The 18667-nt window shown below is 60.5% G+C and carries 18 protein-coding genes; 3 read left to right on the top strand and 15 right to left on the bottom strand.

Going from position 1 to position 18667, the window contains the following annotated elements:
- Nucleotides 1–56: 56 nt before the first annotated feature.
- The 14 genes from betB to ACSQ17_RS08880 all read right to left on the bottom strand — a co-directional run bounded on the left by betB (nt 57) and on the right by ACSQ17_RS08880 (nt 12090).
- Entirely contained in the window at nt 57–1529 is a 1473-nt protein-coding gene (gene betB, locus ACSQ17_RS08945) for a betaine-aldehyde dehydrogenase (RefSeq protein WP_436068309.1), read from the bottom strand.
- Between the two features lie 369 nt (nt 1530–1898).
- Nucleotides 1899–2489, bottom strand: a complete 591-nt coding sequence (gene betI / locus ACSQ17_RS08940) for a transcriptional regulator BetI (protein ID WP_436068308.1) — start codon at nt 2487–2489, stop codon at nt 1899–1901.
- A 130-nt stretch (nt 2490–2619) separates the two neighbouring features.
- Nucleotides 2620–3315, bottom strand: coding sequence for an L-2-amino-thiazoline-4-carboxylic acid hydrolase (locus tag ACSQ17_RS08935; RefSeq protein ID WP_436068307.1), 696 nt, complete (start codon nt 3313–3315; stop codon nt 2620–2622).
- On the bottom strand, nt 3312–3548 hold the full coding sequence (locus tag ACSQ17_RS08930; RefSeq protein ID WP_422910507.1) for a helix-hairpin-helix domain-containing protein: 237 nt from the start codon (nt 3546–3548) through the stop codon (nt 3312–3314). Before ACSQ17_RS08930 ends, ACSQ17_RS08935 begins: the two co-directional genes overlap by 4 nt.
- 28 nt (nt 3549–3576) lie before the next feature.
- Entirely contained in the window at nt 3577–4119 is a 543-nt protein-coding gene (locus ACSQ17_RS08925) for a DinB family protein (RefSeq protein ID WP_436068306.1), read from the bottom strand.
- A 28-nt stretch (nt 4120–4147) separates the two neighbouring features.
- Complete coding sequence (locus ACSQ17_RS08920; protein WP_282874240.1) at nt 4148–4456, bottom strand: NIPSNAP family protein; 309 nt, start codon at nt 4454–4456, stop codon at nt 4148–4150.
- Between the two features lie 44 nt (nt 4457–4500).
- Nucleotides 4501–4662, bottom strand: a complete 162-nt coding sequence (locus tag ACSQ17_RS08915) for a DUF2986 domain-containing protein (protein ID WP_436068305.1) — start codon at nt 4660–4662, stop codon at nt 4501–4503.
- A gap of 111 nt (nt 4663–4773) precedes the next feature.
- On the bottom strand, nt 4774–5049 hold the full coding sequence (locus ACSQ17_RS08910; protein WP_436068304.1) for a hypothetical protein: 276 nt from the start codon (nt 5047–5049) through the stop codon (nt 4774–4776).
- Between the two features lie 84 nt (nt 5050–5133).
- Nucleotides 5134–6087 (bottom strand): restriction endonuclease, encoded by a 954-nt coding sequence (locus ACSQ17_RS08905; protein WP_436068303.1) that lies wholly within the window; start codon nt 6085–6087, stop codon nt 5134–5136.
- A gap of 277 nt (nt 6088–6364) precedes the next feature.
- On the bottom strand, nt 6365–7225 hold the full coding sequence (locus tag ACSQ17_RS08900) for a glycine betaine ABC transporter substrate-binding protein (protein ID WP_436068302.1): 861 nt from the start codon (nt 7223–7225) through the stop codon (nt 6365–6367).
- A gap of 208 nt (nt 7226–7433) precedes the next feature.
- Nucleotides 7434–8378, bottom strand: coding sequence for a choline ABC transporter substrate-binding protein (locus tag ACSQ17_RS08895; protein WP_233685374.1), 945 nt, complete (start codon nt 8376–8378; stop codon nt 7434–7436).
- A gap of 32 nt (nt 8379–8410) precedes the next feature.
- Nucleotides 8411–9292 carry a choline ABC transporter permease subunit gene (gene choW, locus ACSQ17_RS08890; RefSeq protein ID WP_233685373.1) on the bottom strand — a complete coding sequence of 294 codons (882 nt, stop codon included), beginning with the start codon at nt 9290–9292 and terminating at the stop codon, nt 8411–8413.
- Nucleotides 9285–10490 carry a quaternary amine ABC transporter ATP-binding protein gene (locus tag ACSQ17_RS08885; protein ID WP_436068301.1) on the bottom strand — a complete coding sequence of 402 codons (1206 nt, stop codon included), beginning with the start codon at nt 10488–10490 and terminating at the stop codon, nt 9285–9287. Before ACSQ17_RS08885 ends, choW begins: the two co-directional genes overlap by 8 nt.
- Nucleotides 10491–11148: 658 nt before the next feature.
- On the bottom strand, nt 11149–12090 hold the full coding sequence (locus tag ACSQ17_RS08880) for a choline ABC transporter substrate-binding protein (RefSeq protein ID WP_436068300.1): 942 nt from the start codon (nt 12088–12090) through the stop codon (nt 11149–11151).
- 508 nt (nt 12091–12598) lie between these two features.
- Here ACSQ17_RS08880 and ACSQ17_RS08875 point away from each other — a divergent pair.
- Together ACSQ17_RS08875 and ACSQ17_RS08870 are read left to right on the top strand one after the other, a co-directional pair.
- Nucleotides 12599–13978, top strand: a complete 1380-nt coding sequence (locus tag ACSQ17_RS08875; protein ID WP_436068299.1) for an L-serine ammonia-lyase — start codon at nt 12599–12601, stop codon at nt 13976–13978.
- 507 nt (nt 13979–14485) lie between these two features.
- On the top strand, nt 14486–15589 hold the full coding sequence (locus ACSQ17_RS08870; protein ID WP_436068298.1) for a GlxA family transcriptional regulator: 1104 nt from the start codon (nt 14486–14488) through the stop codon (nt 15587–15589).
- Nucleotides 15590–15665: 76 nt separating this feature from the next.
- Here the strand turns inward: ACSQ17_RS08870 and gbcB are convergent, their stop codons facing one another.
- Nucleotides 15666–16766, bottom strand: a complete 1101-nt coding sequence (gene gbcB / locus ACSQ17_RS08865; RefSeq protein ID WP_436068297.1) for a glycine-betaine demethylase subunit GbcB — start codon at nt 16764–16766, stop codon at nt 15666–15668.
- A gap of 351 nt (nt 16767–17117) precedes the next feature.
- Between gbcB and gbcA the strand changes: the two genes are divergently transcribed.
- On the top strand, nt 17118–18422 hold the full coding sequence (gene gbcA / locus ACSQ17_RS08860) for a glycine-betaine demethylase subunit GbcA (RefSeq protein WP_436068296.1): 1305 nt from the start codon (nt 17118–17120) through the stop codon (nt 18420–18422).
- Nucleotides 18423–18667 lie beyond the last annotated feature (245 nt).

The following is an 18667-nucleotide window of genomic DNA, read 5'->3' as shown; positions in this document are numbered from 1 at the left end:
GCGGGCCATGCCCGCGAAGCGCTATCGCGGGCATGGCCCGCTCTACAGGTAAAGGCTCAGAACACCGAGGTGTAGCCGCCCAGCTCGACCTGTACCGACTTGATCCGGGTGTAGTGCGCCAGGGTGGTCAGGCCGTTTTCGCGACCGACGCCGGATTGCTTGTAGCCGCCCACCGGCATTTCCGCCGGCGACTCGCCCCAGGTGTTGATCCAGCAGATGCCGGCTTCCAGCTTGTGGATCACCCGGTGCGCGCGGTTCAGGTCGCGGGTGACCACGCCGGCAGCCAGGCCGTATTCGGTGGCGTTGGCACGGCGGATCACTTCCTCTTCGCTGTCGTAGATCAGAATGCTCATCACCGGGCCGAAGATTTCTTCACGGACGATGGTCATGTCGTCCTTGCAGTCGGTGAACACCGTCGGCGCGACATAGGCGCCTTTGGCGTAGTCGCCCTCGGTCACGCGGTTGCCGCCGATCAGCAGGCGCGCGCCTTCGCTGCGGCCTTTGTCGATATAGCCGAGCACGCTGTCCATATGCGCCGCGCTGACCAGCGGGCCGAAGTTGGTTGCCTCGGCAAGTGGATCGCCGAGGCGAATGCGCTTGACCCGCTCCAGCACCTTGGCCTCGAAGCGTGCCTGCAGCATGCGCGGCACGAACACGCGGGTGCCGTTGGTGCAGACCTGGCCGGAGCTGTAGAAGTTGGCCATGACTGCGATGTCGGCAGCGCGGTCGAGGTCGGCGTCTTCGAAGATGATCAGCGGCGACTTGCCGCCCAGCTCCATGGTCACTTCCTTGAGCGACGAGCTGGAGGCGCTGGCCATGACCTTCTTGCCGGTCACGGTGCCGCCGGTAAAGGAAATTTTCTCGATGCCTGGGTGCTCGGTCAGCCACTGGCCCACTTCACGGCCGCTGCCGGTCAGCACGTTGAACACGCCATCGGGCAGGCCGGCGGCGGTGTAAATCTCGGCGAGTTTCAGCGCGGTCAGCGAGGTGACTTCGCTGGGCTTGAAGATCATCGCGTTACCGGCGGCCAGGGCCGGAGCGGATTTCCACAGGGCAATCTGGATCGGGTAGTTCCACGCGCCGATGCCGGCGACCACGCCCAGCGGCTCGCGGCGGGTGTAGACGAAACTGGTCTCGCGCAGCGGGATCTGCTCGCCCTCGATGGCTGGAATCAACCCGGCGTAGTACTCCAGCACGTCCGCGCCGGTAACGATATCGACATAGCGGGTTTCGCTCAGCGGCTTGCCGGTGTCGAGGCTTTCCAGCTCGGCCAGCTCATCGTTGCGCTCGCGCAGAATATCCACCGCCTTGCGCAGGATGCGCGAGCGCTGCATGGCGGTCATCGCTGCCCACACCTTCTGCCCTTCGCTGGCGCTGGCCACGGCCAATTCCACGTCCGCCTGACTGGCGCGTTGCACCTTGGCCAGCACTTCACCGTTGGCCGGGTTGATGCTCTCAAACGTCTGGCCACTGCTGGCCGCTACATAACGGCCACCGATATAAAGCTGCTGTTCGTCGAAGCGGGGCATGGCGCGTTCCTCGTGGGCGGTGGGCGACGCGAGCCGCCTGGCGCAAGTCGTCGGTGTAGGCAATATAGACGCAAGGCTAAATTATCTTAATTGAACGATCAATCAACAAAAACGACAGTGCGCAACCAAACACGACACGCAGGGCGTGTAGGCGGCGGTATTGGGGTTGTTTGAGGCTGTGCGCCAATCAAGTGCTCGCCAGCCGTGTTGGCCGGGTCTGTGGGGTATGTAGGAGCAGTGGGGACACCTAGTCATTGGCCGCGATGTTATTCGAGTTACCGCGAATCGCGGGCAAGCCCGCTCCTACAAAAGCTGAGCATTCCTACGGCAGTCCACTCGGCTAGCGCCTCGGCGGAAGGTGTGCGAGGTTTACTGCGCCTTGCCCAATTGCAGATCAAGGTATTCGTAAGCGATCTCAATCGCCTGGCGGGTGTCGAAGCCTTCGCCGGACAGCGCGCCGCGCAGCCATAGGCCATCGATCAACGCCGCCAGGCCACGGGCCGCACTGCGCGCCTGATCCTGCGGCAACACCCGGCGGAATTGCCCGCACAGGTTGGAATACAGACGGTGATCGTTGACCCGCTGCAAACGCCGCAGCGCCGGCTGGTGCATGCTGGTGGCCCAGAACGCCAGCCAGGTTTTCATCGCCGGGCCGTTGACCTGGCTGTCATCGAAGTTGCCTTCAATCATCGCCCGCAGGTGCTCGCGCGGCTGATCCGGCGGCAGGCTGGCGCGGCGTTCGCGCACGGCATCGCTGAGCGCCTGCATCAGATGGCGCATGGTGGCGTCGAGCAGGCCGTTCTTGTCGCGGAAATAGTGGCTGATGATGCCGTTGGATACCCCGGCGATCCGCGCGATATAGGCGATGCTGGCATCGCTCATGCCGACCTGATCCACCGCTTCGAGGGTCGCCGCGATCAATTGCGAGCGGCGGATCGGTTGCATTCCAACCTTGGGCATCGGCTTCTCCGTCGATAGGGGGCGTCCCCGGAATGCGCGCAGTCTAGGCCGGTTATTGTTGAGCGATCAATCAAACATGGCGTTTCAGGGATGACCTGTCGGTCAGGGATATGCCCCGCTGCCGGGCGCTTTATGGCTGCTTTTTCGCCTGATGCGCGGTGCTGTGCTCGGCCGTTGCGCCGGAGCGGGCAATCAGCTCGGTGGGCGGCACGCTAAAGCGAAAATCACAATACGCCGCGCCGCCGGCGAGGGTTTGCCTGCGTTGCAGCGTCACGCCCCAATCGCTGGCCATGCGGTAATCCAGGCTGCACGCGGCAAAGTGGGTCAGCTCCGGCGCACCCTGCTCGCGCAGGTAACTGGCCAACGGGCACACCTGCACATCAAAGGCCACGCCCGCGACGGCGGGCAGGGTGGTGCGGCGAAACGGGCGGGTAAACACCAGGTTGAACAGCGCATCGAGCAGCCACTGGATGCGTGTTTGCAGACGGCGGCTGCGCAGGCGCGACAGCTTGAACGCCAGGGCGCTGGCCGGGGCGAAGATCTGCCAGTTGATCTGCTCGATCCACTCACCGGCTTGTTGCTGGCCTATGCCGTGCTCCTGCAAGGCGCGGTACAGCGCGTAATCCCACTGCATATAACGCAGCAGCAGATTCACCCCCGGCGAATGGCGCACTCGCGTGCGTTGCAATTCACGCTGTATGTCCAGGGTTCTGACCCACACCGCCGCCGCTGTAGCCGCTGGCAAACACCCACCCAGCTGCGCCCGCGCGGCCTGGCGAAAGGCCATCGACGGCAGATAAACCCGCAGCAGGGCGAGGGGCTTCATTGGCTTTCTTTGGCTCTGGCGATGGCCGCATTTAGCGCGGCCTTGGCCTGCGGGCTGTTCTTCCAGCAGGTGCTACCGAGCATGGCGGCGACCATCTCGGCGATATCCTCGGCCCGGTATGTGGCCAATTGCGCCAGAGAGTCGATGCCCAGTTCCTCGAAGCGCTTGATCACCGTGGGGCCAACACCCTTGATGGCGAGCAGGCTAAGGCGTTCGGTTGGGTTAAAAGCCATGCTGTGAAGTCCTGTCCGGTTATAGGCGTTAGCGTGGGTCAACATCGGCGATCAGCGCGAGCAAATCGGTCACGCCGATATCCTGACCGGCCTGGAACAACAATGTGCTGGCCTGGCCGCGATGGTGAGTCTGGTGATTGAAGAAGTGCAGCATCAGGCTGGCATAGGGGCGCTGCGCCGGTACGCCCTTCATATTGCCGTAGGCCAGCACATATTCCAGGTCCGCTTCGGTCAGCGCTGCGACCCAGTTACTGATATGCCCATCCAGTCTGCTGCGCAACGTCTGCAACTGCGCGAAGGTGTCGAACAACAGCTGATCCAGCGCCGTCGGCCGCTGTAAATCGCTGATCGCCGCGCGCAGCTCTGTGCAGGCCGGGTGCTCGGCAAAGCGCTTGAGCCAGATGATATCGGCCACCGCAATATGGTTGAGCGTGGCGAGGGTGGACGGGAAAAACGCCCCGCGATCCTCTCTCAGCGCCTGCGGCGACAGCTGATCGGCGGCCGCGTAGAGCTTGTCATTTATCCACGCGTTATAGCGGGCTATTAACTGAAAGTGGGCAAGCTGGGACATGGCGTTTAACTCGGCAATCAAGGTTCAGTCAGGCATCAAAAACCGGGCGGAAGAAGGTGCGCTCGTAGCTGATGATGCACTGAGTCTCTTCTGCATATTTGAACGCCGCCAGGCACTCGGCATCGGCAAAGGATTTCAGCCGGTACTGCTCGTACTCCGCCAGGCTGGGGAAGCTGAACATCGCCAGGCCGATATTGTTGGCACCCTCGGACGGCAGAAAATAACCGTGGTGCGTGCCGCCAAACTTCGCCACCAGGGCAATCCACAGCTTGCCGTAATGCTCGAATTCCTTGAGTTTGCGCGGGTCGAGTACGTAGCGGATGTGGCAGGTGATCATGGTCTGTTCTCGCATTTGTTAACGGCAGAGGTAGGAAAGTGCACTCAGCTCTCAGGGGTAATGGTGGCTTCCGGGTTGGTTTCGGCAGCCAGCTTTAACCGGTCGGCTTTGCTGATATAGGTGGATTTTTTCTTGGGCGCTAATTTGGCGTTGGCCTTTTTGGCGTGCGCTTCGAGTAGCTGTTTGATTTTCTTGCGGCGGTTCATTGTTTAGCCCGGTTATGCACTAGGGAGAATGGACTCGTTTGAGTTGTTATCTTTCGGCTGAAATCGTGGTCTGTCCCCTAATATTTATTCGGAGTAATACACGGCTTAAGTTTAAGTTCCGTTTTTTGAACGACTCAAAAATTCAACATCGTTATCACGTAGAGCGAAAACCCAACGCCCCATGCCGCCTGCTTCACCTGCAGCAAATGGCTTAATTTTCCCATGGATATCGACTTCCCATATCCGGAGAACCAGGTCGCGATTATCACCCTCCGGCCAGTAATCGCGGATAATTGCTACTTGTTCGGTTCCGATCCAGTTTTTTTGCCAGATATTTTCAAGTTCAAAAAAACTGGTAAGAATATTATCTCCAACTGTGTTCCACATTTGATTGAGCCTAACGTTTGGTTAAGGGGCCGGATTTAGCCTGTACCAGTGAGCGGCGCGAACGGTTTGAACCATTTGTTAGCCTTAATACCCGAGGCCACCCAGGTAGGCAGGAATTTCTGTAAGCGATTTGATCCGCTCTTTTTCCTTCCCTGTCAGATGCCTGCAGATATATGGGAATACCTGCAGAAGAAATTCTTTCATTGATTCATAGGCTTCATCTGAGTATGTATCGCCAGAACGCAATTCATTCATAATGGTCATGATCCACTTGATGAAAATCGTCGGCATTAAAACGTCGGAAATGTCTTCCCAGCCATCAATCAATGTCTTGTCTTTTTGCCTCATGTATTGGGTAAGCACATCATCGCACCGCCCACGGCAAACCCAGAAAACATGCTCGAAGTGCTTGGCACCATTGACTCTGTGATGACTCATTTTCTGCCAGATGGTTATGATTCCATGATCATCTTGCTCAAAGAGTTCTTTGTGACAGACCTTACATTGGAGGCTTGGTTTTTCTGCAAAGATTTTTGCTGGCTGAGGGTTCTCCGTCTTCCAGACGGATAAGGATTTGGGGAAAAATCTTTCCGCTATCTCAAGGCCCCTTGCTGAATGTAAAAGATGACCTTCTATTTTTTCACGATCAAATATTTGATATTCAATCTTGCCTTTTAACCCTTCCAGATTCCCGGCCAGACCAGCGCTTGCGATTGTTGAATAAAAACCTATAAAGCCTTGGCATTCATTGGCTTCTACGCGATCTCTGATGTTTGCATCATCACCTGGGTTTACAGAATTACCGCTGAATGCTTTATGTTTGCAACTAACCAGCCAGCGGATTATTGTTTCTCCGCCAACACCAGTTCTGCTTTCTTCGACAACTAGATCAACGCCGCCATCGGCCCCTCGATCTGGATCAGTAATAATTTTATATCCGACGAATTTCAGAAAATCTCTTGCGAATAGCTCAAAAGTATCTTGTAGTCCGCTCGCAATATGCGCTTCAGGTATTTCTTTGAAGTCCAATATAGACACGGTCTGCTGTACTCCGGTGTAGGGCTAACTATCAATTATGCGACACACAAATGTCGCGCTTTCCTGTCGTATAACGCCACCCTATCTGCTGCATCCTGTTTATGTCCCACGCTCAATGTCGCGAAGGTACAGAAAGCTGCGGGGGGAGGCGACAGTTTGGCTAAACCCAACCCTATCCACCCCCATCTCCCCCTGTCTAGAACATTCTCCTTTCACCATTTAGCGCCCACAAAAAAGCGGGCCGTAGCCCGCTTTATATAGAGAGTGCAGCCTTGGCTTATTTAAGCCACTCGGCGACGCGCTCTGGGTTTTTGCTGATCCAGGCTTTGGCGGCGTCTTCCGGTTTGGCGCCTTCGCGGATGGCGAGCATAACGGAGCCGACTTCTTCGCCGCTCCAGGAGAATTTCTTCAGGAAGGCCGCCGCTTCTGGGGCTTTGCTGGCGAGGCTGGGGTTGGCCACGGTGTCGACGTGTTCGTCATCGCCGAAGACTTTTTTCGGGTCTTCGAGGAAGCGCAGTTTCCATTTTGCGAACATCCAGTGCGGGATCCAGCCGGTGACGACAATCGGCTTCTGGGCTTTTTCGGCGCGGGTCAGGGCGGTGGCCATGGCTGGGCCGGAGCTTGGCATCAGTTTGATGTCGGTGAGGGCGTATTCCTTGATCGCGTCTTCGGCGCGGCGCATCACGCCGGCGCCAGCGTCGATGCCGGTGATTTTGCCGTCGAAGTCCTTGGCGTAGGTTTGCAGGTCGGCGATGGTTTTGGCTTGCACGTAGTCCGGCACGATCAGGCCGATTTTCGCGCCGGCATAGTTGGTGCCGAGCACTTCTACCTTGTCTTTGAGTTTTTCAAAGTATTCGCCGTGGGTGGCGGGCAGCCAGGCGGAGAGGGTGGCGTCGAGGTCGCCGCGCGCTACGCCTTGCCACATGATGGCGGGCTCTACGGGCTTGAGTGCCACGTTGTAGCCAAGTTTGCTTTGCAGGATTTCCCCGGCGACATGGGTGGCGGCGACGCTGTCGTCCCAGCCGTTGACGTAGCCGATGTTCAGGGTGGGTTTTTCCGCCGCCATGGCGCTGCTCATGCCGAGGGCCAGGGCGGCGACGCCGAGGCTTTGCAGGCAGAGGTTCTTCAGGTTTCGCATAGGGTGTGCTCCGTCAGTGAGAGTGGCAGTTCAGTGAGTTACTGGCGCGTTCTTCTTGCGGGCCTAGCTGGGTCGTGCGGTGTTGCCTGTTAAATCGCGGCTGCAACTAACCAGGCGATGGCCGTGTGGCATCGCGGGCTGAGTTGCTAAATAGATGAATCAGCTAACCGCGCCGCCCGCAGGTAACTGCGGCGGCGCGGGGCTTGGCTTAGAGGCCGAGGTGTTTTTTCACCGCTGCAACGCCGTCCTGGCCGTCGTAGGTGGTGACGCCGGCCAGCCACTTGTCGAGGATTGCCGGGTTGGCTTTGATCCACTCTTTGGCGACTTCGGTCGGGTTCTGTTTATCCAGGACCTTTTCCATCAGCTGGCTTTCGATTTCCACGGTGAACTGCAGGTTGTTCAGCAGTTTGCCGACGTTGGCGCAGCGCGCTTCGTAATCTGGTGGCACGACGGTGTAGACCTTGGCGGCGCCGAAGTCGGGGCCGAACACGTCATCGCCGCCTTCCAGGTAGGTGATGTCGAATTGGGTGTTCATCGGGTGCGGTGCCCAGCCGAGGAACACGGCGGGTTCGTTCTTCTTCACGGCACGTTGCAGCTGTACCAGCATGCCGGCTTCGCTGGACTCGACCATTTTGAAGTCGCCGAGGCCGAACTGGTTGCTCTTGATCATGCCGTCGATCAGCAGGTTGCCGTCGTTGCCGGGCTCGATGCCGAAGATCTTGCCACCCAGCTGGTCCTTGAACTTGGCGATGTCGGCAAAGCTTTTCAGCCCGGCTTCTGCGGCGTAGGTCGGGACGGCGAGGGTGTATTTGGCGCCTTCAAGGTTGGCCTTGGGCAGCACTTTGACGCCGCCATCCTTGGTGAAGGGCTCAATCACCGGGTCCATCGAGGGGGCCCAGTAGCCGAGGAAGACGTCGATCTGGCCTTTTTGTACGCCGGTAAAGGCGATAGGCACGGAGGCCATGATTTTGCGGGTCTGGTAGCCCAGGCCTTCGCTGAGGGTCATGGCCACGCCGGTGGTGGCGGCGATGTCGGCCCAGCCGATTTCGGCGAAGCGCACCATCTTGCAACTCTCCGGCTCTTGCGCCCAGGCGCTTTGCAACATGGCCACGGAGAGCAGGCCGACACCTGCGAGCTGTTTAATCGTTTTCATCTGCGACTCCCTGTGATGGCAAAAGCTAAGGCTTACTGACGTTGAAGTTTGCCGCTGAACCAGCCGAACACGCTGCGGCGCTTGGCGGTTTGCGGGGTCCCGAAACTTTCCGTGATGCGGTCGAGAATGATCGCCAGCAGCACCACGGCCATGCCGCTTTCAAAGCCCAGGCCGATGTCCAGGCGCTGGATACTCGCCAGTACGTCGTTGCCCAGGCCGCCTGCGCCGACCATCGAGGCGATGATCACCATCGACAGGGCCATCATGATGGTCTGGTTGACCCCGGCCATGATCGACGGCATGGCGTTGGGCAGCTGGACTTTGAACAGTAGCTGACGCGGGGTGCAGCCGAAGGATTGGCCGGCTTCGATGATCTCTTTATTCACCTGGCGGATGCCCAGGTTGGTCAGGCGCACTGCCGGTGGCATGGCGAAGATCACCGTGGCGATGATCCCCGGCACACGGCCGAGGCCGAAGAGCATGGCGGCGGGAATCAGATAAACGAACGCCGGCATGGTCTGCATAAAGTCGAGAATCGGCCGGATGATGGTCGCCACCCGTTCGCTGCGCGCGGCCCAGATGCCCAGCGGTACGCCGAGCAAGAGGCTGATCAGGGTGGCGGAGAAGGTCAGGCCGAGGGTGACCACGGTCTGCTCCCAGAAGCCGGTCATGACGATCAGGATAAAGGCCACGGCGGTGAAGATGGCGAACTTGTAGCTGATGCGCCACAGGCCGAGGCCGACGAAGATGGCGATCAGCAGCCAGGCCGGCGGCAGCATCAGCAGCCATTCGATGCCTTCGGAGAAGCCGTTGACCACCGCGCCGATGCTGTCGAAGCCATCGCTGTAGTTGTCCAGCAGGTGTTGCACCACGTCGTTGACCCAGCTGCCCAGGTCGAGTTTTTTCTCACTCATGGAACTCTCCCTGCAGGCGGGTCAGCAGCCGGCCTTTACTGATGGCGCCGCTGTAACGGCCATTGCTGTCGACCACCGGGATCGGCCCTTCGTTGTCCACCAGGCGTTCAATCACCTGGTCCAGCGGTAGATCCTCGGGAACCGGTTTGATCGATTTCAGGACGCTGCTGTCGAGGCCGCAGGTGGTGCCGCCTTCGACCAGCAGGGCGATCTTCTCTAGGCTGATGGAGCCCTGGAAGGTGTTTTGTTCGTCGACGATAAAGGCGTAGTGCTTGTCCAGTGCCTGCAATTCCTGGCAGACCTTCTGCGCGTCCGGCGCTTTGCCGTTGTGCACGTAGAGCGGCACGCTGTCGGCCATCAGCTGGCCGGCGGTGAGGTAGCGGTTGGTGTCGACGGTGTTGAAGAAGTTGCGCACGTAATCGTTGGCGGGGTTGTCGATCAGCTCTTGCGGAGTGCCGACCTGAACCAGTTTGCCGCCTTCCATGATGCCGATGCGGGTGCCGATGCGCATGGCTTCTTCGATGTCGTGGGAGACGAAGATGATGGTGCGGCGGTCGGTCTTTTGCAGCTCCAGCAGCACGTCCTGCATCTCGCGGCGCTTGAGCGGGTCGAGGGCAGAAAACGCCTCGTCCATGATGATCATTGACGGGTCGACCGCCAGGGCGCGGGCCAGGCCGACGCGCTGTTGCATGCCGCCGGACAGCTCATGCGGCATCTTGTGCGCAAAGGTGTCCAGGCCGACCTGCTTGAGTACCTGCATGGCGCGCGCTTCGCGCTCCTTCTTGCTCTTGCCGGCTACTTCGAGGCCGAAGGCGGCGTTGTCCAGCACGCTGCGCGAGGGCATCAGGGCGAAGGACTGGAAGACCATGCTCATGTCGCGGCGGCGCAGATCAATCAGTTGCGCCTTGGGCAGCTTGGCGACGTTCTGCCCGTCGATGTAGACGTTGCCGGCACTGGGTTCAACCAGGCGGTTGATCAGGCGGATCAGGGTGGATTTGCCGGAGCCGGAGAGGCCCATCAGCACGAAAATTTCACCTTCCTCGACGCTGAAGGACACGTCGCTGACGCCAATAACCGCGCCTTTCTCCGCAAGGATTCGTTCCTTGCTCCATCCCTCTTTGAGGAGGTCGATGGCTTCCTGTGGCTCTGCGCCGAACACCTTGTAGAGGTTTTCGACGACGATTTTTCCAGACTGCATGGGATGATTCCCCTTCAGTAGACATCCAGATCAGTGCTGCGGAACCGGGCCTACGCCAGCTGGCGTACGTACGGTGATGCCGACTGTTCTTGCCTGTGTGGGTTTACTGGGTTCCGGGGTCGGGGACGTGTCTTGCCGCGCAACGCATTCAGGGTGCTCAGGCACAACCGCTGCAACGCTCCAGTTGCCTTGCGGGCAATGGACGCTACGGGGGTGTACTGTCGAATCAACCTTGCTGTGCCGTACTGCAAACCGCGTTCCAAACCCTCTGGCAGTGTTACGAAGCCCCATCCTTGGGTTTTACACACCTCGATCCGAGGTGCGCGTACATCCGAAATTTCTTGTTGGGCTGGTGCCCATTTGGGACAAGCCAGCGCTTATAAATTCTTCGGTCCGGGGCTGTGGGCTCCCGGTCTGTCGACCCTGCTAAGGCGACAGCGACGAAATCGGCTGACTCAACGATATAGTCTTCGGCCTGTCGCAATTGTCGGTTTGCGACCCTGACGTGTTGCGCGGCGACAGACTCTTTAAAAACCATAACAGACTTTTTTGCCCCTTGGCCAAGGCTGCAAGCCACGCCGGGCGTGGTTTACAGTCCTTGAGTCGGCCACAGGCACGATGACCAGCGGGCTGCGGTGATATCGAAAAAAACTCGAAATTAGTCATTCGCCGACAGGCTCACGGGTGCTTTGAGCGGTTGCCCGTTGCGCTGTTTTACGCCTTGCAGCCAACTGCTCAGAGCCTGCGGATTGGCCTTCAACCAGGCTTTGGCCTCGCGTCGTGGGTTGGTGTTTTTGTTGAGGATCGCGCCCATCAGGTAGCTCTCCATCTCCAGGCTGAAACGCAGGTTTTGCAGCAGCCGGGTCACGTTCGGGCACTGCTCGCCAAGACCGGCACGCACATTGGTGTACACCGTGGCGCCGCCATAGTTGGGGCCAAAGAATTCATCACCGCCATCCAGGTAACGCAGCTGCAACTGGTTGTTCATCGGGTGCGGTGCCCAGCCGAGAAACACCACCCACTGCTTGAGGTGCTCGGCGCGTTTGACCTGTGCCAGCATGCCGTTCTCGCTGGACTCCACCAGGCTGAAACCGGCCAGGCCGAACGCGTTCTTGTCGATCATCTGCTGGATCAGTTTGTTGCCGTCATTGCCGGGTTCGATGCCGTACACCTTTCCGCCAAGTTCCTTGCTGAAGCGCGCAAGATCGGCGAAGTTCTTTACGCCGCCGTCGTAAGCGGCCTGGTTCACCGCCAGGGTGTATTTGGCTCCGATGAGGTTGGCGCCGAGGGTCTTTACCGAGCCGTTGGCGGTGTAGGGCTTGATGTCGTTTTCCATGCTCGGCATCCAGTTGCCGAGAAATACATCGACCTTGCCGTCCTGCATGGCCTTGTAGGTGTCCGGCACGGACAGGCGTTTGACCTGGGTGCGGTAGCCGAGGTCGCTGAGTACCTGGCGGGTGACGGCGGTGGTCACGGTGATGTCGGTCCAGCCGACATCGGCGAAGCGAATCACGTCGCATTGCGCCGGCTCCACGGCCTGGGCCAGCAGTGGGGTGGTGCAGAAGGTGGCGGCGAGCAGCCAGCGTTTTTTGCGTGTCATCAAGCCTCTCCCGGTTGCAGTGACAGGGCGCGCTTGGTCAGGCACGCAGTCGGGCCACGGCTGGCAGGCGAATACGGCTGGCCGATCCATGGGCGCGGCGATCATGCCGACAGATTTCCGGTGCTGCCTATGCGTCGCGTCGCAACTGGAATGCTGCTGTCGTGAATGGCTGTGGCGACGGTGAGCGTGTGAAGCCGTAGCCCGGATGCAATCCGGGGGGCGAAACCGCGCCATCTGTAGGAGCTGTCCATGACCGCGATGTTTTCTGGCCGCGTGCGAATCGCGGGCATGGCCCGCTCCTACAGGGGATTGCTGCATGGAACAGGTATCGAGGCATGGTCATAGATTGCCCCGGATTGCATCCGGCCTACAGGACGCCACGCACAGGCGATCCGCTATGTGGGCAAGCCGCTGACGGATTTAGGCATGGGCAAGTCGGTGTGGGGCGACTGCGCGCCAGCGAAATCCTGATCATGGCCTGCACGTAGCATCAGTGCAGGAGAGTGTCGTGGCTATCAGCGTGTTTGACTTGTTCAAGATCGGCATCGGGCCGTCCAGTTCGCATACCGTCGGGCCGATGCGCGCGGCGGCGCTGTTTAGCGGCGCATTGGCCGAGCGGCACTTGCTGGAACGCACGGCACGTTTGCAGGTACGCCTGTACGGTTCGCTGTCGGCCACCGGTGTTGGCCACGGCAGCGACCGCGCGGTGATCATGGGGCTGATGGGCGAATGGCCGGATCAGGTCGACCCGAGCAGCATTGAGCCACGCATCGCTGAGCTGTTGGCCAGCGGTCAGTTGCAGCTTGGCGGGCGTGTCAGCATCGCCTTCGACTGGGCGCGCGACATGCTGTTGCTCGAAGAGAACCTGCCGTATCACCCCAACGCCATGACCCTCAGTGCCTTTGCCGCCGATGGCAGCCTGCTGCACGAAAACACCTATTACTCGGTGGGTGGTGGCTTTGTCGTGGATGCCGAGCAGGCCGCCAGCGGTCAGCTGGATCAGGACCACACCGTGCTGCCCTATGACTTCGACAGCGCCGAGCAGTTGTTGCAGCTGTGCCAGCGCAATGGCCTGCGCGTCTCCGAACTGATGATGGCCAACGAGAAGGCCTGGCGCAGTGAGGCGGAGATTCGCAGCGGGCTGATGCGCCTGTGGCAGGCGATGCGTGAATGTGTCGAGCACGGTCTGCGCCACGAAGGCATTCTGCCCGGCGGGCTGAATGTGAAACGCCGCGCTGCCAAGCTGCACCGCAGCCTGCAGGAAATGAGCAAACCCAACGTGATCGGCTCCACCCTCAGCGGCATGGAGTGGGTCAACCTGTTCGCCCTGGCGGTGAATGAGGAAAACGCCGCCGGCGGACGCATGGTCACCGCGCCGACCAATGGCGCAGCGGGGATCATCCCGGCGGTGCTGCATTATTACGTGCGCTTCAGCCCGGCGGTCAGTGAAGCCAATGTGGTGGATTACCTGCTGGCCGCCGCCGCCATCGGCATTCTGTGCAAGAAGAACGCATCCATCTCCGGCGCCGAGGTCGGTTGTCAGGGTGAGGTCGGTTCTGCCTGCGCCATGGCGGCGGCCGGGCTGGCGGAGATTCTCGGGGCGACGCCGGGGCAGGTGGAAAACGCCGCCGAGATCGGCCTGGAACACAACCTCGGCCTGACCTGTGATCCGGTCGGTGGCCTGGTGCAGGTGCCCTGCATCGAGCGCAATGCGATTGCCGCGGTGAAGGCGATCAATGCCGCGCAGATGGCTTTGCGTGGCGACGGCGAACACTTTATTTCGCTGGATCGGGTGATCCGCACCATGCGTGATACCGGCGCGGACATGCATGACAAGTACAAGGAAACCTCGCGCGGCGGACTGGCCGTCAGCGCCGTTGAGTGCTGAGGTCTTTCTGTAGGGTGCGCCGCGCGCGCCGCCGCTGACAACTATCATCGGTGCGCACGGCGCACCCTACGGTTGGTCGGTTTTAGGGAACAAATACCGGGCGTGCCGAGCGGTGTGCCCGATTGTGGTGCGGGAGATTTGCTGGCTCGGACAAGGCGGTGCAAGGCCGCAAAATACGGGCTGACCGTTGGTCCGTTACCGCGCTGTTTTTACCCTGCGTAGCGGGGTGACAAAGCCCCTGCCCGGCAGTGCTACCGAAATGCTCAAACGCCCGTGAGTCGGGCGCTTGCGGTCGTAATCAGAATGCTTCTGTCGCTCCTGCCAACGCCTAGTGGCACTAGCCCTGGGAAATAGCCAATATTTTTAATTGAACGCTCAATCAATTTAGGCACGGCCTTTGCGTTAGTTGGCCTGTCAGTCTGGTGCCGTGCAGTCCCAGAACCATAAGAAGAGCCACCGTATAGAGGGGCTCACTACCGTGCTTTGCTTCGCGTGAGGGTTCACCTGATGTCACAGTTCACTCAAGGGGCACAACCCCAGAGCCGTGCTCCGCAATCCATCGGCTTTCTCCTGCTCGACAACTTCACCCTGATTTCCCTGGCCTCGGCGGTCGAACCGCTGCGCATGGCCAACCAGCTGTCCGGCAAGGAGTTGTACCGCTGGCACACCCTCACCCAGAGCGGCCTGCCGGTATGCGCCAGCGATGGCCTGCAGATCACCCCGGACGCCAGCCTGGTGACTGCGCCGCGCCTGGATGCGGTGGTGGTCTGCGGCGGTGTGGACATTCAGCACAGCGTCACCCGCGAGCATGTGCAGTGGCTGCAAAGCCAGGCGCGCCATGGCGCGCAACTGGGCGCGGTGTGCACCGGCAGCTGGGCGCTGGCCAAGGCTGGGTTGCTCGATGGTTTCGATTGCAGCGTGCACTGGGAATGCCTGGCCTCGATGCAGGAAGCCTTCCCCCGCGCGGGCGTCAGCACTCGCCTGTTCTCGATTGATCGCAACCGTCACACCAGCTCCGGTGGCACCGCGCCGATGGATATGATGCTGCACGTGATCGGCCGCGAGCATGGCCGCGAACTGGCGGCGGCGATTTCCGAAATGTTTATCTACGAGCGCATCCGCAACGAGCAGGATCATCAGCGCGTGCCGCTCAAGCATATGCTCGGCACCAACCAGCCGAAACTGCAGGAAATCGTCGCGCTGATGGAGGCCAACCTGGAAGAGCCGATCGATCTCGACCAGCTGGCGTTGTACGTGGACGTTTCGCGGCGTCAGCTGGAGCGCCTGTTTCAGAAGTACCTGCACTGCTCGCCGTCGCGCTACTACCTCAAGCTGCGGCTTATTCGCGCGCGCCAGCTGCTCAAGCAGACCAGCATGTCGATTATCGAAGTGGCCTCGGTCTGCGGTTTTGTCTCCACGCCGCACTTCTCCAAGTGCTACCGCGAATACTTCGGCATCCCGCCGCGGGACGAACGCGCGGGCCAGCAGAACGGCAATGTGGTGGCGCTGCTGCCAATGCCGGAAGACCTGATGCGCCCATCGCCATCCTCGGCCATGGCGGCGCTGACCCGCGCGCAGGGCGAGTCGACCTTCGCCAGCGTTCGTTTGTAACGCAGGCTAAAACGCCGCACTCGCTATGGTAGGTGAGTGCGGCGTTTTGCTGTGTGTCGTGTTGTCTGGGGTGGCCTCAGTACTCGATCGTCACATCACCCTGGGGCACGCTGCAGCACGACAGGATATAACCCTCGGCCACGTCTTCGTCGGTGATGCCGCCGTTGTGTTCCATGCTCACTTCGCCTGCTGTCTTCATCACCTTGCAGGTGCCGCAGATGCCCATGCCGCAGGCCTTGGGGATATGCAGGCCGAGCTTGGCGGCGGCGGCATGCACGGTTTCGCCGGGGGCCACGCGGATGCTCTTGCCGGTGTTGGTAAAGGCCACCTGGTGCAGGTCGGCGGCATCCACCGCGCCGGCCTCGGCGGCCTGTTCGGCATGTTCCAGGGCATCGGCGCGGGCTTCCGGCGGCGTGGCACCGAAGGATTCCTCGTGGTAGCGCTGCATGTCGAAGCCGTTGGCTTCCAGCAGGCGTTTGACAGCGCTCATATAGGGCGTCGGGCCGCAGCAGAAGATCTCCCGCTCCATGAAATCCGGCGCGATCAGCTCGAGCATCTTCTGGTTCAGGTAGCCGCGGTAGCCGGCCCAGGTCTCGCCGATCTCGTACTTCTCGCAGATCAGGTGCAGCTTGAAGTTGTCGATGCGCGAGGCCATATGGCGCAGCTCGCGGTGATAGATGATGTCCTTGGGCGTGCGCGCGCTGTGCACGAAGACCATATCGACATTGCCGTTGGTGTCGAAGAACCAGCGCGACATGGACATCACCGGGGTGATGCCGACACCGCCGCTGAGGAACAGCACCTTGTCCGCCGGAAAGTCGATGGCGTTGAACAGCCCTACGGGGCCGTGCACCGGCAGCACGTCGCCCTCTTTCAGGTTGTCGTGCAGCCAGTTGGAGACCTTGCCGCCGGGCACCCGCTTGATGGTCAGCGAGAAGCTGTAGGGCACCGAGGGCGAGCTGGAAATGGTGTAGGAGCGCATGATCGGCTGGCCGTCGATCTCCAGCTCCAGGGTGACGAACTGCCCCGGCTTGAAGAAGAACACCATCGGTTGGTCGGCCATAAAACAGAAGGTGCGCACATCCCAGGTTTCCTGGATGGCTTTGACGCAGCGCACCAGGTGGCGGCCGTTGCTCCAGGTCTGAGTGGTCACGGGATTGAGGAAGGGGTTCGACATGGTCGTTCTCTCGCGCACGGCGGCCTATTCGCGGCCTGTTGGCAGTGATTGTGCGCATCGCCCGCGGCGCTCATTTATCTGCCAGCGACATTTACATGCTTATCGCGACCTGCCGCGCAGGCCTTGGTTTGCCGCGTCGGAAACGGATGTGGCCATGTCGCCCATAGACAAGGTTTCGCCCCCGCGCAGCGCCACACTCGCAGCCAGCCGAAGCAAAAGGTCACGAGCGAATTCTCCGTTTATACAGACGCCATCGGCAGGCGCAGAGCGGGGCAATGACGCCACCTTGCGTGATACCGACTAGCCACTTTTCCGCAGGCCGCTGCTGCGACCCGCCATGAGGACTTACCGATGGACTGCACCCATACACCACTGAGCACCCTGGGCCTGGGCGATCCGCTGGAGCCCGCGCGCAAGGCCACCGCCGAGATGCTGCAGAAGCGCGAGCGCACCTTTTCGCTGCCGCAGCCGTTCTACAGCGATGAGCGCCTGTTCAAGATCGACATGCAGGAGATCTTCCACAAGGAATGGCTGATCGCTGGCATGACCTGCGAGATCCCGGCCAAGGGCAACTTCCTCACCCTGCAGATCGGCGACAACCCGATCATGGTGATCCGTGGTGCCGATGGCGTGGTGCATGCCTTTCATAACGTCTGCCGCCATCGCGGCTCGCGCCTGTGCACCAGTGACAAGGGCAAGGTGGCCAAGCTTGTGTGCCCCTATCACCAGTGGACCTACGAACTGGACGGTCGGCTGCTGTTTGCCGGTACCGAAATGGGCGCGGATTTCGACCTCAAGGACTACAGCCTGAAGCCGGTCAACTGCAAGGTGGCGGGCGGCTATATCTTTATCTCCCTGGCCGAGAACCCGCCGGCCATCGACGACTTCCTCAGCACCCTGGCCCATTACATGGAGCCCTACGAAATGGAAAACACCAAGGTGGCGGTGCAAACCACCTTGATGGAGAAAGCCAACTGGAAGCTGGTGATCGAGAACAACCGCGAGTGCTACCACTGCAACGGTTCGCACCCGGAACTGCTGAATACCCTGCTGGAGTGGGACGACGTCACCGACCCGCGCGCCACCCAGGCGTTCAAGGACCAGGTCAGCGAATGCACCACCCGCTGGGACCGCGACAAGATTCCTTACGCCCACGCCAGCTTCGGCCTGCGTAACCGCATCGTGCGCATGCCGCTGCTCAAGGGCACGGTGTCGATGACCATGGACGGCAAGCCAGGCTGCAACAAGCTGATGGGCCGCATCACCGACCCGGATCTGGGCTCGATGCGCATCCTGCATCTGCCGCATTCGTGGAACCACTGCATGGGCGATCACCTGATCGTCTTCACCGTGTGGCCGATCAGTGCCCAGGAAACCATGGTCACCACCAAGTGGCTGGTGCACAAGGATGCGGTGGAAGGCGTGGATTACGACGTGGCCCGCCTGCGTCAGGTATGGGACGCCACCAACGACCAGGATCGGCGCCTGGCCGAAGAGAACCAGCGCGGCATCAACTCCACCGCCTACCAGCCCGGCCCGTACTCGAAAACCTACGAGTTTGGCGTGGTCAACTTTATCGACTGGTACAGCGAGCGCGTGCTGAGCAACCTCGGCGCGGCACCAGCCCCTTACTTGCGCCAGGTCGGCGCGGAGTAACGCTTATGTCTCTTGGCCTGGGGTTGCTGCTCGGCCTGACCGCTTACGGTCTGCTGGCCGCCCGTCGCAGGCCAATCACCGCCGTAACACACTGAGACCCTCCTCAAGGGTCACCTTGGCCTCTGCCGGATACCTCCGGGCAGGGGCTTTTTTTATTGCGGTACCTAGCGGTTTGTGGGCTGCCACAGGCTTTGTCTGAGACATATCCGCCTGCGACCCGGCTTTGACGCTTTCGGCAATACCCC

The sequence above is a fragment of the Pseudomonas sp. LjRoot71 genome (assembly GCF_964253255.1).
In the GTDB taxonomy this organism is placed as follows: Bacteria; Pseudomonadota; Gammaproteobacteria; order Pseudomonadales; family Pseudomonadaceae; genus Aquipseudomonas.
The sequence above is the reverse complement of the archived record's forward strand: the minus strand, read 5'-3'. Positions and strand labels throughout refer to the sequence as shown.